We start from the raw sequence: 17268 nt of genomic DNA on the forward strand, positions 1-17268 counted from the left end.
CGAGGAACGAGGAGAAATCTTATACGCGGGCTAAGTCGCTCGTATAAGATTTCTCCCGTTGGTCGAAATGACATACTTATATAAATTAATTCTATCGTTCAAACCTCATTCTCTGTCCACTCACATCACTCACCAATTTACCCTCGCTCCATACCAAATTACCCGATACAAAAGTGTGTTTAATGGTTGAGCGGAAAGTGTCGCCTTCAAACGGGCTCCAGCCGCATTTGTACAGGATATTGCTTTTCTCCACGTGCCATGGTTTGTTTAGATCAACCAATACCAGGTCAGCATGGTAGCCTTCGCGGATAAAGCCGCGTTTTTCTATCTGGAAACATGTGGCTACGTTATGCGCTGTTTTTTCTGCAATTTGTTCTAACGTTATTTTGCCGTGATGATGAAGCTCCAGCAGGGCAGGCAAGGCATGCTGTACCAACGGACCGCCGGAAGGGGCCTTTAAGTAAGATTGTTCTTTTTCTTCGGTGGTATGGGGCGCGTGATCGGTTGCTATAACATCTATACGGCCATCAAGCACTGCGGCTAAAATGCCGTCGCGGTCGGCTTCGGTTTTAACAGCCGGGTTCCATTTGATCAGGTTGCCTTTAGTTTCGTAATCTTCGTCGGTAAACCACAGGTGATGTACGCAGGCCTCGGCGGTAATGCGTTTATCTTTCAGCGGCGTGGTGTTATCAAACAGGTGCGTTTCGCGCTCGGTTGATATGTGCAATATGTGTAAGCGCGTATTGTGTTTTTTTGCTAAAGCGACAGCCATGGATGATGACAGGTAGCAAGCTTCGGCACTACGAATTTTAGGGTGATAGCGCACCGGGATGTTATCGCCCATTAACTGCTTGTAATGCGCCAGGTTGCTTTGTATTGTGGCCTCATCCTCGCAATGCGTAGCTATCAGCATAGGCGAATTAGCGAACAGGTTTTCCAACGTGCCCGGATTATCTACCAGCATATTGCCTGTCGACGAACCCATAAATACTTTAATACCGCAAACGTTGGCTGTGTTGGTGCGCAAAACTTCGTCAAGGTTATCGTTAGATGCGCCCATAAAGAACGAGTAGTTGGCCAGCGAGGTACGCGCTGCTATCTGGTATTTATCTTCCAGTAATTCCTGTGTAAGCGTGTTGGGCACGGTGTTGGGCATCTCCATAAACGAAGTGATACCACCGGCTACCGCCGCGCGCGATTCGGTGTAGATATCGGCTTTGTGGGTCAATCCCGGTTCGCGAAAATGCACCTGGTCGTCAATAGCGCCGGGCAGCAGGTACAGGCCCTCGGCATTGATCACCTTATCGGCAGGGACGTCAATGTTTGGGGCAATTTTAGCTATCAGGCCGTCTTTAATAAGCAGGTCGGCTGCGTATTGTTTGTTTTCGTTTACTATGGTTGCTGATTTGATGAGGGTAGTAGCCATGTAGCAAATATAGCGATCCTAATTATTTGAATCATGATTCGTAGGATTTTAGGATAGGCCTTGAATGAAAACAAATAAAAAATGTCATTTCGACGAGGAACGAGGGGAAATCTTATATGTAAGAAAGATCGCATGTATAAGATTTCTCGCTATCGCTCGAAATGACATTTATTATTTATTTAGAACGGCTTACATCCCCTTCAACTCAAACACTTCCGGGTATTTCATTGCCGCTTTCAAAATAAAATTCAAGGAATCGGTAACCCATATCTCGTTATCGAATGCCATTTGCAGCACCTGTGGGGCAGGGATGGTTAAAACCTGAATATCCTCGGTACTATCCAGTTTTTGCACAGTGTTAAACTCGGCATCAAACAAAATAAAACCATAGGTAACCTGGTTAAGCTTGGTAGGGTTATTGGCTATTTTTCCTAAGGATATCAGTTTATCGGCTTCGGCCTTAATGCCTGTTTCTTCTTCCAGTTCGTTAAGGGCCGACTGTATAACCGACTTGTTTTTTTGCTGCATACCGCCCGGTAGCTCAATCAAAATTTCGCCCAGCGCGTGTTTGTATTGCCTCACCAACACCACCTCATTGTTTTTGGTGAGGGCAAGCACCTGCACCACATCGCCCAGCGGCGAAAGATAATAATCATCAACCACGCTGCCATTGGCCAGTTTAACGCTGTGTTTTAAAACCGGGAACCACGGACTAGGCGATACATCTTCTTCCTTTATCAATGTCCATTTTTGAATCTCTTTATCCTGCTGCATGGCCGTAAAAATAGGAATTAAAGGCAGGCTATCAAACCAAACATTCGTACACTAATCATCTTTCGGACTTCCCGACTTCCGGACTTTCCGACTATAAACCCTATCTTTGCCCCCATGGCTATAACTTTTGAGGACCTGAAATTTAACCGGCAAATTTTAAATGCCATTGCCGATGCAGGCTATACCGAGCCTACTCCGGTACAGCAAAAGGCTATTCCGCCTATTATGAACGGGCAGGATGTAATGGGCATTGCGCAAACCGGCACCGGTAAAACGGCCGCTTATGTGCTGCCTATTGTTATGCGTTTAAAGTATGCGCAGGGCGAACATGCCCGTGCGCTTATTGTAGCCCCAACGCGCGAACTGGCTATGCAAATAGAGGAGAACGTGCGCGCCTATGCCAAATATACCGACCTGCGGGTAGTAACCGTTTATGGCGGTCTTGGTCCGAAAACTCAAATAGAACAAATACAAAAAGGTGTTGACATTATAGTAGCCACGCCGGGCCGCTTTATGGATATTTACCTGGCGGGACATATTCATACCAAACCTTTACAGGTACTGGTGTTGGATGAAGCCGATAAGATGATGGATATGGGCTTTATGCCGCAGATCAATCGTATACTGGAGGTGGTGCCTGTAAAAAGGCAGAACCTGTTGTTCTCGGCTACCATGAGCGATAAGGTGCATGAACTGTCGGCTAATTTTTTGGAGTTTCCTACCGTGATAGAGGTTACGCCGCAGGCCACGCCGGCGCAAACGGTTAACCAGAAACTGTACTTCGCGCCTAACCATAAAACCAAGATCAACCTGCTGAAGAATATTTTAGATGCCGAAGGCGAGGTTAGCAAGCTGATGGTTTTTTGTAAAACCCGCAACGTGGCCGAAGAGGTATACAAGTTTTTACTGCGCAAATATGGCGAAGGCGGTGTACGTGTGCTGCATGCCAACAAAGGCCAAAACACCCGCATAAATTCTATGCAGGCGTTTAAAAATGATGAAGTAAAAATTTTGGTGGCTACCGACGTGGCATCACGCGGTATTGACGTGAGTGATGTAAGCCACGTGATAAATTTTGATGTACCGGTGGTGATTGAGGATTATGTGCACCGCATAGGCCGTACGGGCAGAGCGCTGCAAAGCGGCGAAGCTATTACGTTTTGCAATCCGGCCGAACGTTACTATCTGAACAAAATAGAAAAACTGATACGCCAAACCGTGCCGGTTTACGAAATACCTGAGGGCGTGTTTGTGGAAGAAACAGGTTACGATGAGCGCCAGGATCAAAACCGGGAGATAGACTTACAAAAACGCAAAGACGACCCTGATTTTAAAGGCGCCTTCCACGAAAAGAAAACCCTGAACCAGAAGAAGAAATTCGCGGCTGAAAGGGCGAAACGAACAGGAGAGGGCGGGCCGCCACGGAAGGGGAAGGCTAAGAGTTTTAAAAAGAAGAGATAGGATACATTAATAACGTTGTCATTTCGACGAGGAACGAGAAGAAATCTTATACGATGTGCTATATATCGCTCGTACAAGATTTCTCGCTATGCTCGAAATGACAATATAACTGAGAAATGAAACCCAGAATAACACCACTAAACTTCGCTACCGCTTTTTTCATCATACTGGCGGTTTACATCTGGATGTACGGTGCTCATATCACAGGCAGGGAGTACGAGCATTTTGGCGGCACCATTGGCGCTATTTTCATGCTGTTTGCCTTTGTAGTGTCATTTATGGATATAATGTTCCGTAATTTCTTTCAAGACCTTAAAAAAATATGGCTTATTGAGTTAAGCTTTATAATTTTGGTGGTTGCTATTTTTTTAATGGTGCGATAACATATCCGCACCGCGTATTTAATACCCTTTTATAATTATTTTTAATGAAAACTGCTGAAATAAAACTAACCGTAACACTTGACGATAATAACGTACCTGAGCGCATTATGTGGGAATCAACCGATTCGGCCACTAAAGAAGCTTTGGGTGTAAATGCCTTTATGTTGTCGTTATGGGATCAAAACTATAAAAACACCCTGCGTATTGACCTGTGGACTAAAGAAATGCCGGTTGACGAAATGAAACGCTTTTTTTACGAAACCCTGCAAACCATGGGCGATACCTTTTTACGCGCTACCGGCGAAACCAACATTGTAGAAGACCTGCGCGACTACTGCGCCCACTTTGCCGATAAAATGGAAATAACCCGATAGAACCTCAATCAACCTTAAATCCCCTGACACATGAGAATAAGATCGTTAATATCATTTGTTGGCTTTGTACTACTTATTGCCGCTACATATTGCCCGTTGCTACGTGCGTTTTTTTTGAACTTTAATCTTTTTGAACTAAGCAGACCATTCGGTATGGTTTTGTTACTGGTTGCCGTAATAGGATTGGTGGGTGTAGTTTTGAACCAGATTAAGATCGTTCGGGTTAGCGCTTTAACATCCTTAGTATTGGTTTTGTTGCTGTTTGGTGCGGTATATTTTAAGGTTCATACAACTTTTGATTGGTTGCCATTTAAATCAATAGCCAAATATTTAACAGGCAAACTGGTATTTAAATGGGGCTGGTATTTGTTATTTGCGGGGCCGTTTTTGGCTTTAGCCGGCTCGCTCGGCAAGCAAACAAAATATTCGCGTTAATTACATTTTACCGATTTATAAAAAATTATAACTTTATCCTTTAACATCTGTTATAGGATTGCCTGCGTATGTACAGGCAGTTTTAAGCGTATTTATAAGTACTAAAACCGTTATAAATGTTCAAACTTTCTTTCCGTAACCAGGTAATGGCAGGTTTTGGGGTCTCCATACTGCTGGTATTTATTGTTGGTATCCTGTCATTCAGCAGTATTACCAAGCTTGAGGACGATACTACCTGGGTTGACCACACTCAACAGGTTATCAAAACCTCCAACAACTTGTTGCAGGATATTATTGATGCCGAAACAGGTGTGCGCGGTTTTGGCGCTACCCAAAACCCTATTTTTTTAGAACGCTATAACAAATCAGTACCAAGGGTGAATTCTGATATACCCGAAATGCGTCGCCTTACGGCTGATAATCCAGACCAGGTAAGGCGTGTTGATACGCTAACATCTTTGATAGGCTTACAGCTGGGTATTTTAAGCGATAACATTGAAGTCCGAAAAAGTAAAGGTCTTGATTACATGATCGTAAATGGCAACTTCCTGAAAGGGAAGGCCAATATGGATAAAATACGCATTGTAGTAGCGCAAATAATAGATACTGAAAACCGTTTGCTGGTTGAACGTAAAGAAAATTCAAAACAGGCAAGCAACACAGCTATTATATTTATTGTGTCCGGATCGCTGGTGTTTCTCGCTATAATTCTGATGCTGTTTTATTATATCCAAAGCACCTTTGCCCGTCAGAAAAAAATTGAGGAAGAGATACGCGTTGCCAACGTACAGCTTGAAAAAGTATTGGCCGAAAATGAGGCCAACAACTGGTTGCTTAGCGGTATAGCCTCGTTAAACGATAAGATGCAGGGCCAGCAAAGTGAGAAGGAACTATCAGAAAACTTATTGGCCGAGGTTTGCAATTTTACCAAAGCTGCTACGGGTACGCTTTATTTGTATAACGAGAGTGAAGGTAAGCTGGATCTGTATGCATCTTACGCCTTTGCAAATCTGGCAGCGCTTAAAAAGTCAATACAGTTAAGCGAAGGCTGGCTGGGACAGGTTGCTAAAAACAAAGAGGTTGCCATTATAAAAGGTAAGCTGAATGATAAGCTTGATCTGCAATCGTCTATCGTACATGAAGAGTTGACCGAGACGGTTATTGTGCCTTTCTTCTTTGATAAAAAACTGAAGGGTGTAATGGAGCTGGCCTTTAGCGATGCGCTTGAAGAAAACAACCGCAACTATGTTGAGGCCGTGGCTAAAAACATAGGCATAGCGGTTAACACTTCGCAGGCGCGTACCATTATGCATGACCTGTACGAGGAAACGCAACAACAGGCCGAAGAACTATCTGCACAGCAGGAAGAAATGCGCGTTACTAACGAGGAACTGATGAACAAAACAGAAATGTTGCAGGCATCAGAAGAAGAGCTTCGTGTACAGCAGGAAGAACTGCGTACCATTAATGCCGAGCTGGAAGAAAAAGCCAGCTTACTGGAAGAAAAGAATCAGGCTATTGAAGAGGCACGCCAGGCCATCAACGTAAAGGTTGAGGAACTCGAAACTACCGGTAAATATAAATCGGAGTTTTTGGCCAACATGAGCCATGAACTGCGTACGCCGCTTAACAGTATTTTGGTACTGGCGCGGATACTAAAAGATAACAAACCGGCCAACCTGAGCGATGATCAGATCAAATACGCCAGCGTAATATTTAACGCCGGTAATGATTTGCTGACGCTAATCAATGATATCCTGGACTTATCCAAAATTGAATCGGGCAAGCTGGATATGCAGAACGAGAACGTTAAGATATCAGACATATTAACTGATATGGAAATGTTGTTTGCCGAAGTTGCTACCAATAAAAAGATCAGATACACCACCAGCATTAAAGATGTTGCACCAATGGTGTACACTGATAAAATGCGGGTGGAGCAGGTTATTAAAAACCTGCTATCAAACGCGTTTAAATTTACGCCTGAGAATGGTTCGATAGCTATTAACGTTAAACCGGGCTACGCGCCGGGCACTGTAAGCTTTGCTATTAAAGATAGCGGTATTGGTATCCCAGCCGAGAAACAGAAGCTGATATTCGAGGCCTTCCAGCAAGCGGATGGCTCAACCAGTCGTAAGTATGGCGGTACGGGTTTAGGCTTGTCTATAAGTCGTGAACTGGCTTCGTTGCTGGGCGGCTATATAACGTTAACCAGCACACCGGGTGAGGGCAGCGAGTTTATGTTCACTATACCGGTTAAGGCCATTGACGTGGAAGTTAAAGAAGAAGTAGAGGATGCAGTACCAACTGCCGAAACTTTCAATATCACCCAAAAACTACCCGAGATACTAAGCCCGGTAACCCGCCCCGAAGGCCAGGAACCGCTGGTGGTTATTGTTGAAGACGATAAAAACTTTGCCGGCATACTTCAGGATTACGCCCGCGACCACGGCTACAAAGCCATACTGGTAAACGAAGGCACCCATGCTTTTGAAACCGTTAAAGAAAACCAGCCTGACGCTGTAATATTGGATATTATGTTACCGGGTAAAGATGGCTGGCAGATATTAAAAGAGCTTAAGCATGATGAGGCAACCTCGCATATCCCGGTTCACCTAATGTCGGCGGGTGATGCGGCGGCCAACCGTGTGCAGCGTGAGGGTGCTATCGGCTTCCTGAAAAAACCTATTGACACCAACGCGCTGGATAAGCTGTTTGGCGATATCATGGTTAATACCGGCACCAAATTCAAACAAATATTACTCGTTGAAGATCACAAGGCCCAAAGCGCAGCCCTGAAAGAAATGATGCAAAACAACGGCATCGCGGTTGATCAGGCTTTTGATGGGGAGTCTGCGTTCAGGATGCTGCATGAGAATGAGTATCAGTGTGTGATACTGGATCTGAACCTGCCTGATATTTCAGGACTCGACCTGTTGGATAAGATCAAAGAAGTGGAACGTTTTGCGGCACTACCGGTGATCATCAACACCGCGATGGAGCTTGACAAATCATCCGTAAGCCGACTAATGAAGTATGCTAACGCCATGGTGGTTAAAACCAATAAATCATCCGACAGGCTGATAGATGAGGTAAACCTGTTCCTTAACAAAATAAGTACAACTGCGCCGCAAGCTGCCGCGCCTGCCCCTAAACCTACCGCAACTACCATGGGTAAAGCTGGCGTAAAAGGCAAAAAAGTACTGATCGTTGACGACGATATGCGTAATATTTTTGCCCTAAGCAGCGCCCTGCAAGGCTACGATATGGAGGTTGAAATAGCCGGCGACGGCGAAGAAGCTTTAGCTAAACTGGAAGAGATAGCAGACATCGACATTGTACTGATGGATATCATGATGCCTAAGATGGACGGTTACGAAGCAACGCGCCACATCCGCAAGAAAAACAAATGGGCTAAACTGCCGGTTATTGCATTAACCGCAAAAGCGATGAAAGACGATAGAGAAAAATGCATTGAAGCAGGTGCAAATGATTATATAACCAAACCCGTTGACATGGACAGGCTTATTTCATTGATGCAGCTGTGGCTGGAGAAATAAGATATGCCATTAACTGAAGTTATAAATACGGCTCAGCTTGCCGAAACCATCGATCTGGTGAAAACCATTTATGGTTTTGATTTTGGGTATTATTCCAAGGCATCGCTTAAGCGGCGCATTACCCGCATTATGCAGTTGCAGAAGCTGGAGTTTTACGACCTGAAGCACAAATTGGTTAATGACGCCGGCTTTTTTCAGCATTTTTTAGAAGAGATCACGGTTAATGTTACCGAGATGTTTCGCGATCCATCTTTCTACCGGGCCTTGAATAACCAGGTAATTCCATACCTGTCATCCTATCAGCATAGTAAAATATGGTGCGCGGGCTGTTCGTCAGGCGAGGAGGCTTACTCATTAGCTATTTTGATGAACGAAGCCGGGCTTCGCAAAAAATCATTTATTTACGGTACCGATATCAATACCGAAGTTTTGAAGGAAGCACGTAAAGGCATTTATAGTCTTCGTAAAATAAAAGGCTATTCCGAAAATTACCAGATGGCCGGCCTCAATGGTTCCATCATCGACCACTTTACTATTTTGTATGATGCCGCCACCATACATAACGAGTTGAAACAGAATACACTGTTCTCTGTTCATAATTTAGTTTCAGACGGGGTGTTCAACGAGTTTCAGCTCATCAGCTGTCGCAATGTTTTTATCTATTTTGAGATAGCTTTGCAGGAGCGCATATTGGAGCTGTTTTATGATAGCCTGGCACCGCTGGGCTTTTTATGCCTGGGCACCAAAGAGACCATACGGTCTGACGCGTTTAAAAAGAAGTTTAAGGTCATCAACCAAAAAGAAAATATATACCAAAAAATTGGCGCTTAGTACAGAACTTATAGAACACTGGCAAAAAACAGAAATACTGCTGTTAGGCGGCTCTGCGGGTTCATTTAAGCCCATTTACAAAGCAGTTAAAACCTTTCCGGCCGATCTGGATAAGTCTGTATTGATCGTTCTGCACCGCAAAAAAAACTTTTTCAGCGAAATAGAAAATCTGTTTGCAGAAAATAGCCGTATGTTGTTACGTGAAGTTACGGATAAGGACGAGATACATAAAAATACCGTGTATATAGCCCCCGCAAACTACCACACGTTAATTGAAAGAGATAATCATTTTGGGCTTGACGTATCTGAGGCGGTTTGGTATTCAAAACCATCCATTGATGTAAGTTTTGAAAGCGCCGCCGAAATATACAAAGACCGCTGTACCGCAGTTTTATTTTCGGGAGCTAACCAGGATGGGGCAGAGGGGTTGTTAAAGTTGTGTAAGGCAGGTGCCTTAACCATAGCACAAAACCCTGACGAGGCAGAAATGCCAGAAATGCCCCGTGCTGCTATCAACTTAAAAGCAGCTAAATATATATTGAACACTAGTGATATTCTCGAGCTATTTAAGACATAATATTTAACCTTAAAACCCCACATGCCGACCCCTATTAATATACTCATTGTTGATGACAAGGAAGAGAATATTGTTGCCCTGGAAGCATTACTGCAGCGCGATGATATCAATCTAATTTCAACTACGTCACCAAACGAAGGGCTAAAACTGGCCTGGGAGAGCAATATATCTATTGCCATGGTTGATGTGCAAATGCCCGAAATGGATGGCTTTGAGTTTGTTGAAATGCTTAAATCAAACCCGCGTACCAAAGATATTTTGGTGCTGTTTGTTACCGCCATATCCAAAGAGTCCAAATACGCTGTTAAAGGCCTCGGTGCCGGTGCGGTTGATTACCTTTATAAGCCGCTTGATCCGTTCATTACCTCGGCCAAGGTTGATTCGTTTGTACAACTGGCCCGTTATCAGCTGGAGATAAAGCAAAAAAACGAAGACCTGCAAAACTACGCCACTGTAGTTCATAATTCGGCTGATATTATTTGCGTGGTTGATGCCGAGCATCTGTCCATACAATCTATCAACCCCGCTGCCGATAAAATATTGGGCATTAAACCTGCCGATCTGGTAGGTACCAGTATTATCGATCGTGTGATCGAGGCCGACAAAATATCTTTCCGCAAAAAGCTGGGTGGTATAATTAAAGATAACATCGCTTTCTCGGTATTCGAGTTTCAATTCAGCACCTTTTCAAAATCGGCTATCTGGGCCGAGTGCAGGGTGGCTTACCGCTCTAAGATGCTTTTTTTTAATATCAGCAATATATCATCGCAAAAAAGCTACCAGGAGCAACTGATCAAATCAAAAGAAGCTGCCGAGTATGGCAAGAAGGTGAAAGAAACTTTCCTGGCCAATATGAGCCATGAGTTGCGTACACCTATTAACGGTATTATAGGTTTAACCGCCCTGTTGCGTAAAACTACGGTTGATGATCAGCAAAGCAGTATGTTGGATCTGCTGGAAGTATCATCGCAATCGCTTTTGGGAGTTATCAATGACGTACTGGATATCTCGAAGATTGACGCGGGTAAATTCAGTATCATCCGCTCGGTAAACAACCTGCACGATTTGGTGAAGGCTGTTTATCGCCTGCTTAAATTTAAGGCTGATGAGGAGCATATCGAGTTCTTTTTGGAGATAGGCGAGAATGTACCCGAGTATCTGCTTTTCGACTCGTTACGCCTTAACCAGATATTGATGAACTTACTGAGCAATGCTATTAAGTTTACCAAACGCGGTCACGTTAAGTTAAAGGTCGAAAACCTGCAAAAGCAACAAAATAAAGTTCAGCTACGCTTTAGTATTGAAGATACCGGTATTGGTATCCCGGCGCACCGTTTAAATGATATATTTGAGTCGTTTGAGCAGGCCGAGGAAGATACCGCAACCAAATACGGCGGTACAGGTTTGGGCCTTGCCATTGTGAAAAAACTGGCAGAACTGAAAGGCGGCCAGCTGGAAGTTGATAGCCAAATAGGGAAGGGCAGCGTGTTTACGTTTACCAATTGGTACACCGTAGCCAGCAAGCCTAAAGAAAAAGAACTTGCCCCTGAAAGCGTTTTGAGCAATTTTGAAGGCGTAAACATTTTGGTGGCCGAAGATAATATGGTTAACCAGTTTATGCTGTCAAAAATACTGAAGGATTGGAAAGCCAATATCGAGATCGTTAACAACGGTGCCAAAGCGTTAGATAAACTTCGCGAAAATAACTACGATATTATTTTGATGGATACCCACATGCCCGAAATGAACGGCTATGATGCTGCCAAAAAAATACGCATGGATTTTAGCGAACCTAAGCGCAGCATACCAATCATATCGCTATCAGCCGCTTCGTTTGATCATGAGCAGCAGGAAGCTATAGCTATGGGCATGAATGATGTGTTGGCGAAGCCTTTTCAGCCTAACCAGTTACATGAAAAAATAGCGAAGCTGATCAAAGTAAAAAGCTAAAACTCCAGCATAGTTTGGCCCACACCTGCAATACGGGCTTCGTGTTGCAGGAGCCATTTTTTACGCCATAAGCCGCCGGCATAACCTGTTAAGCTGCCATTACTGCCAATAACCCGGTGGCAAGGCACCACCAGCCATAAATTGTTGCGTCCGTTTGCTGCCGCGATGGCCCGTATAGCCAGCGGACTTTTCATCCTATCGGCCTGCTGCGCATAGCTGATGGTAGCTCCATAAGGTATCCGCAACAATTCTGCCCAAACCTGCTGCTGAAAATCCGAGCCCGGTTGTCGTAAGGGCAGATCAAAATCTTTACGCGTGCCGGCGAAGTATTCATCCAACTGTTTAACAGCCAGATTTATGGCCGTGTTATCCGTATCCTCAAAAACATGATCCTCACCCTCATCCAAAATATGCACACGACTAATAAAGCCCTCATCATCGGCAGTAATGCTGGCAACGCCTACAGGTGTTTGGTAATAAATGGTGGGCATTTTTTTAATGAGTGATTGAGTGAATAGTGATTTGATAGTAACGTCCAGTCAGGGTCTCTCGAAGAGGACCCTGAGCGGACATAAATAAATAAATAAATTACTGAATTGATAAAGGTAAAGTTAAATAATACAGTTGTCATTTCGAGCGATAGCGAGAAATCTTCCAGTCTCAGCAGGGTCTCTCGAAGAGGACCCTGCGTTGTCCCTGGCGTGCTCAGGGTCCTCTTCAAGAGACCCTGAGCGGACATAAATTACTGAATTGATAATAGTAAAGTTAAATAATACAGTTGTCATTTTCCCGTCTCAGCAGGGTCCTCTACGAGAGACCCTGCGTTGTTCCCGGCATGCTCAGGGTCCCTTTCAGGAGACCCTGAGCGGACATGTACAAGATTTCTCCTCGCACCTCGTCGAAATGACATAGTGGGCTAATGCGCACAATTCACTACTTTTACCCCCATGAAATTACTGGATCAAACCTGGGATCTGTTTAAAAAGGAGGTACTGCTGGAGTGGCGGGCCAAATACGCATTTAACGGGGTTTTGCTATATGTAATTTCAACGGTGTTTATCTGCTACATATCGTTCAATCTTTCTCCGGGTTTTGAGGGTAGCTCAGGTTACAAAATAGTATGGAACGTATTGTTTTGGATCATCATTCTGTTTGCATCGGTAAACGCTATTGCTAAAAGTTTTATGCAGGAAAGTAAGAGCCGGTTGTTATATTACTACACTATCGCTAGTCCGCGGGCTATTATCCTGTCAAAAACATTGTATAATGTGCTGCTGATGTCGTTATTGAGCGTGTTGGCATTGGTGGTTTATATGGTGTTTTTTACCAATACCATCGGCGATCCTCTTTTTTATTTCCTGGCGGTGATTCTGGGTAGCTTTAGCTTTTCAACGGTTTTCACCATGATATCAGCCATTGCATCAAAAGCAGGTAATAACGGCACTTTGATGGCGATATTAAGTTTCCCGGTTATTATCCCGGTTATACTGGTTCTCATCCGCCTAAGCAAAAATGCCATGGATGGTATCGACAGAAGTTTTAGCTACGGGCACATGGGCGTTCTTTTCGCTATTAATGCCATTGTTATTACCACGGCTTTGCTATTGTTCCCGTTTTTGTGGCGCGATTAATTTTCTGCTCCTCAAAATAATAACCACGATAGTTTTACAGTTTAGGTGATGGATATTTCAATTGTATTTGTTTTATTCGTGCTATTAAAATAACAGTTGTATACATGCGGTTTTTGCGCTTATTTTTATTGTGTTTGCTTTTTCCATTGATTGCGCTTGCTCAAAGTGGCACCATCAGCGGGCAAATTAACATTAAAGGCACTAAAACGCCCATCGCATCCGCCAGTGTGTTTTTAAGCAATTCATCATTCGGCACCACCTCATCAAGCAAAGGCGATTTTAATTTGTACAATGTACGCCCCGGCCAATACACACTGGTTGTTACCGTATTAGGCTACGCCGATTTCACCCAAAAAATAATGGTGGGCAGCGAGCCCGTAACACTGGACATACAGATGGAGCAGAAAGCCCTGGAACTGCGCGAGGTAAGCATCAATTCCATCAGCGCGGCTGCCTGGAACCGTAATTACGAACAGTTTAAGGTTGAGTTTATCGGCTCGGACGCTAACGCGAAGAATTGTTATGTCATCAACCCCAGGATCATCAACTTTGTTTACAGCAAATCAAAACAAACGCTTAATGCTACGGCCAACGAGTTTTTAGTGGTAGAGAATCGCGCGCTGGGCTACCGGGTTAAATTTTTGCTGCGCAATTTCAGGAGTGATAAGCTGGAAGGTATTATTAGTTACGAAGGTGAGCGCCTGTTTGAAGAACTACCCGGCACCGAATCGCAGAAGAAAAAGTGGCGGGCTAGGCGCGATGAGGCCTATTATGGTTCGGCTATGCATTTTTACCGTTCGCTTTACCAGGATAAACTGAATGATGAAGGTTTTGAGATCAGAGAACTATCGCGACAAATAAACATATACCGCGCCCCCGAGGCCCTGATACAAAAAAAATATGCCCAGTTTAGTACCCAGGCCGGCTATAACCGCGACTCGTTAAAGTTTTGGGCCGATATGGGTAACCAGAGTAAATACTCGCACCAGCGCGTTAGTACAGTGCCCTACACAGCTATTGAAGTACTTCGCCGCGGCCCGCAGCAAGGTTTGTATGCGATAACCTTCCCTCAATATTTGTATGTGATGTATGTTAAAAAAAGGGAAGAAACCACGCCTAAGGATGTATATCGCCCGCTGGATATGCCTAATTATGAAACCAGTGTTATTACTTTGCTTAATAACCCGCCGTATGCCCTGTTTGATATGAATGGTATTGTGGTTGACGAAAGCCCTTTGTACGAGGGTGCCTGGTCAAAGTCTCGCCTGTCAGAATTATTGCCGGTTGATTATGTGCCGACAGGTCCGGCGCCAAAATAGCGTTTAATACATCTGTATAAAGGCAAAAGCAAATAATTAGTACATTTGCCACATTATAAAATCCATATGAAATTTATTTACCAAACCTGGTGGAAAGTGCTGGCTGTAGTAGTTATACTGTACACTTTAATTGCAGGTTTTTTATTTGGAGTGCCGGTACTGCCTATTTTGCACGAAACTATACGTAACACCTACTTCCACGTACCTATGTGGATTGCCATGTTCACGGTTTTTACCATATCGGTAGTATACAGCGTAAAATACCTGGCCACCGGCAAAGCAGAATACGATCTGTTGGCTGTTGAGGCCGCCAACACCGGTATCTTCTTCTTTGTTTTGGGGCTGATAACCGGCATGATGTGGGCCAAATATACCTGGGGCGAGTACTGGAGCAATGATCCAAAACAAAATAGCGCTGCGATAGCCTTTTTGCTGTATTGTGCTTATTCAGTACTACGTAACTCGATAGATGAAGAACAAAAGCGTGGTAAAATATCGGCCATTTACAACATCTTTGCGTTCCCGATCATGATCGTGCTGATCATGGTGCTGCCGCGATTGACCGATTCATTACACCCTGGCAACGGCGGCAACCCCGCTTTTGGTAAACTGGATATGGATAACCGCATGCGTGCTGTATTGTACCCGGCTTTTATAGCATGGGCTTTATTGGCGGTTTGGATAGCTACCATACGCTACCGCATCCGTTTAATTGAATATAAAAAGAACGAAATAAATTAATGAAAAAGCTATCAGTATTACTGTTGTTATTGTTGAGCTCGCTGGGCGTTTTTGCGCAGGAAGCAGGTGGGGTTGAAATGGCCGATGCCTTGCGCAGTTCGGGTAAAATTTACGTCGTTATTGTTACCATTGTGATCATTTTTATCGGTTTGGCCATCTATCTTTTCGCCATTGATAAAAGATTACAAAAAATTGAAAAAGAAAAATAGCCGCAAAAAATATCGCTATGTTGTTTAAACATAGTTTTTGTACTGTTGTTAATAAGAGTATAGTTTGGTGGTGTACAAAAAATTGCGATTTTGTTAAAAAATGTACCATTTTTGCGCACCCAATTACGAGAATCATATTTAACATAGAACTATGGCTACAAATATTTCACCTACCGAGGAAACTCATTTTTTTGCCGACGTTTGCAAAAACTTCGATTACGCCGCACAATTTACCAAGCACGATGCCGGTCTGCTAGACCAGATCAAATCATGTAACAGTGTTTACCGTTTCCGCTTCCCGATACGTAAGGGCAATAGCTTTGAGGTGATTGACGCGTGGCGCGTAGAGCACTCGCACCACCAGTCGCCAACCAAAGGCGGTATCCGCTACAGCGAGATGGTTAACGAGGATGAGGTAATGGCCCTGGCCGCGCTAATGACTTACAAATGCGCCATTGTAAACGTACCCTTCGGCGGTGCGAAAGGCGGCATCAAGATCAACCCTAAAAATTATACCGTAGGCGAACTGGAAAACATAACCCGCCGCTACACGGTAGAACTAATAAAGAAAAACTTTATAGGCCCCAGCATTGATGTGCCTGCACCTGACTACGGAAGCGGCGAACGCGAAATGAGCTGGATTGCCGATACCTACGCCACCATGAACCCCGGCCAACTGGATGCCATGGGCGCTGTAACCGGTAAGCCAATCGCTTTGCACGGTATTGCCGGTAGGCGGGAAGCTACAGGTCGTGGTGTAGCCATTGCCGCCCGCGAGTGTGTTAGCGTAGCCGAGGATATGGAAAAACTGGGCTTAACGCCGGGTATATCAGGCAAACGAGTTATTGTACAGGGTTTAGGTAACGTGGGTTACTATTCGGCTAAGTTTTTATCAGAGCTCGGCGGTACCATTGTAGGTATCTGCGAGTTTGAAGGCGCGATCTACAATGCTGATGGATTAGACGTGGAAGCCGTTTTCCAACACCGTAAAGCAACCGGATCAATTTTAGGATATCCAGGTGCAACAGATTATAATAACACCATGGAAGGCTTAGAACAGCCTTGCGATATATTGGTACCTGCTGCGTTAGAGAATCAGTTAACGGTTGGTAACATCCGCAACATCAAAGCAAAAATTATAGTTGAAGGCGCCAACGGCCCAACCAGCCCCGAAGCCGAAGCCATATTTTACCAGATGGGCGGTATTATAGTGCCCGATATGTATGCTAACGCAGGCGGTGTAACGGTATCATATTTCGAGTGGTTGAAAAATCTGTCGCACGTGGCCTTTGGCCGTATGAACCGCAGGTTTGAAGAAAACTCTAACCTTAACCTGGTTAACATGGTGGAAGGTATTACCGGTGTGCCGTTGACCCCAATGCAGCGTGCAACCATAGTTAAAGGCGCAACGGAGTTAGAATTGGTGAACTCGGGTTTAGAGGATACCATGATCCGCTCATACCACGAGATCCGCGAAGCGTTTAAAGCAAACCCTGATATTGACACTTTACGTACTGCAGCCCTGGTTACTGCCATTAATAAAATAGCAGTATCCTACCAAAACCTGGGTGTTTGGCCGTAAATAAAAGATAATACA

The 17268-nt window shown here is 44.3% G+C and carries 16 protein-coding genes; 13 read left to right on the plus strand and 3 right to left on the minus strand.

What is annotated here, in order from left to right; all coding sequences use genetic code 11:
- Positions 1–91: 91 nt before the first annotated feature.
- Positions 92–1426 (minus strand): dihydroorotase, encoded by a 1335-nt coding sequence (locus tag AC59JT_RS05830; protein WP_497396707.1) that lies wholly within the window; start codon positions 1424–1426, stop codon positions 92–94.
- 189 nt (positions 1427–1615) lie between these two features.
- Positions 1616–2200: an NUDIX hydrolase gene (locus AC59JT_RS05835; protein ID WP_497396709.1), complete on the minus strand. Its 585-nt coding sequence runs from the start codon at positions 2198–2200 to the stop codon at positions 1616–1618.
- A gap of 114 nt (positions 2201–2314) precedes the next feature.
- Between AC59JT_RS05835 and AC59JT_RS05840 the strand changes: the two genes are divergently transcribed.
- The 8 genes from AC59JT_RS05840 to AC59JT_RS05875 all read left to right on the plus strand — a co-directional run bounded on the left by AC59JT_RS05840 (position 2315) and on the right by AC59JT_RS05875 (position 11771).
- A complete protein-coding gene (locus tag AC59JT_RS05840; protein WP_497396711.1) occupies positions 2315–3661 on the plus strand; it encodes a DEAD/DEAH box helicase in 1347 nt (448 codons plus the stop codon).
- A 116-nt stretch (positions 3662–3777) separates the two neighbouring features.
- On the plus strand, positions 3778–4044 hold the full coding sequence (locus tag AC59JT_RS05845; RefSeq protein ID WP_497396713.1) for a hypothetical protein: 267 nt from the start codon (positions 3778–3780) through the stop codon (positions 4042–4044).
- A gap of 44 nt (positions 4045–4088) precedes the next feature.
- Positions 4089–4418 carry a gliding motility protein GldC gene (gene gldC, locus AC59JT_RS05850; RefSeq protein WP_497396715.1) on the plus strand — a complete coding sequence of 110 codons (330 nt, stop codon included), beginning with the start codon at positions 4089–4091 and terminating at the stop codon, positions 4416–4418.
- A 30-nt stretch (positions 4419–4448) separates the two neighbouring features.
- Entirely contained in the window at positions 4449–4853 is a 405-nt protein-coding gene (locus tag AC59JT_RS05855; RefSeq protein WP_497396717.1) for a hypothetical protein, read from the plus strand.
- Positions 4854–4969: 116 nt separating this feature from the next.
- Positions 4970–8413 carry a response regulator gene (locus tag AC59JT_RS05860; RefSeq protein WP_497396719.1) on the plus strand — a complete coding sequence of 1148 codons (3444 nt, stop codon included), beginning with the start codon at positions 4970–4972 and terminating at the stop codon, positions 8411–8413.
- Between the two features lie 3 nt (positions 8414–8416).
- Positions 8417–9244: a CheR family methyltransferase gene (locus AC59JT_RS05865; RefSeq protein ID WP_497396721.1), complete on the plus strand. Its 828-nt coding sequence runs from the start codon at positions 8417–8419 to the stop codon at positions 9242–9244.
- On the plus strand, positions 9234–9821 hold the full coding sequence (locus AC59JT_RS05870) for a chemotaxis protein CheB (RefSeq protein WP_497396723.1): 588 nt from the start codon (positions 9234–9236) through the stop codon (positions 9819–9821). The genes AC59JT_RS05865 and AC59JT_RS05870 overlap by 11 nt, the downstream gene beginning before the upstream one ends.
- Before the next feature lie 21 nt (positions 9822–9842).
- Positions 9843–11771, plus strand: a complete 1929-nt coding sequence (locus AC59JT_RS05875; protein WP_497396725.1) for a response regulator — start codon at positions 9843–9845, stop codon at positions 11769–11771.
- Here the strand turns inward: AC59JT_RS05875 and AC59JT_RS05880 are convergent.
- Positions 11768–12262 (minus strand): methylated-DNA--[protein]-cysteine S-methyltransferase, encoded by a 495-nt coding sequence (locus AC59JT_RS05880; protein ID WP_497396727.1) that lies wholly within the window; start codon positions 12260–12262, stop codon positions 11768–11770. The genes AC59JT_RS05875 and AC59JT_RS05880 overlap by 4 nt on opposite strands.
- Before the next feature lie 456 nt (positions 12263–12718).
- Here AC59JT_RS05880 and AC59JT_RS05885 point away from each other — a divergent pair, with 456 nt between their 5' ends.
- The 5 genes from AC59JT_RS05885 to AC59JT_RS05905 all read left to right on the plus strand — a co-directional run bounded on the left by AC59JT_RS05885 (position 12719) and on the right by AC59JT_RS05905 (position 17253).
- Positions 12719–13402 carry a heme exporter protein CcmB gene (locus tag AC59JT_RS05885; protein WP_497396729.1) on the plus strand — a complete coding sequence of 228 codons (684 nt, stop codon included), beginning with the start codon at positions 12719–12721 and terminating at the stop codon, positions 13400–13402.
- Between the two features lie 146 nt (positions 13403–13548).
- The gene (locus AC59JT_RS05890; RefSeq protein WP_497396731.1) at positions 13549–14721 is read left to right on the plus strand and encodes a carboxypeptidase-like regulatory domain-containing protein; all 1173 of its coding nucleotides are present in this window, start codon (positions 13549–13551) and stop codon (positions 14719–14721) included.
- Positions 14722–14787: 66 nt separating this feature from the next.
- Positions 14788–15462: a cytochrome c biogenesis protein CcsA gene (ccsA, locus tag AC59JT_RS05895; RefSeq protein WP_497396733.1), complete on the plus strand. Its 675-nt coding sequence runs from the start codon at positions 14788–14790 to the stop codon at positions 15460–15462.
- A complete protein-coding gene (locus AC59JT_RS05900) occupies positions 15462–15671 on the plus strand; it encodes a CcmD family protein (RefSeq protein WP_497396735.1) in 210 nt (69 codons plus the stop codon). Before ccsA ends, AC59JT_RS05900 begins: the two co-directional genes overlap by 1 nt.
- A 151-nt stretch (positions 15672–15822) precedes the next feature.
- Positions 15823–17253, plus strand: a complete 1431-nt coding sequence (locus tag AC59JT_RS05905) for a Glu/Leu/Phe/Val family dehydrogenase (RefSeq protein ID WP_497396737.1) — start codon at positions 15823–15825, stop codon at positions 17251–17253.
- The last annotated feature ends 15 nt before the right edge of the window (positions 17254–17268 follow it).

Source organism: Mucilaginibacter sp. A3364, assembly GCF_059690715.1.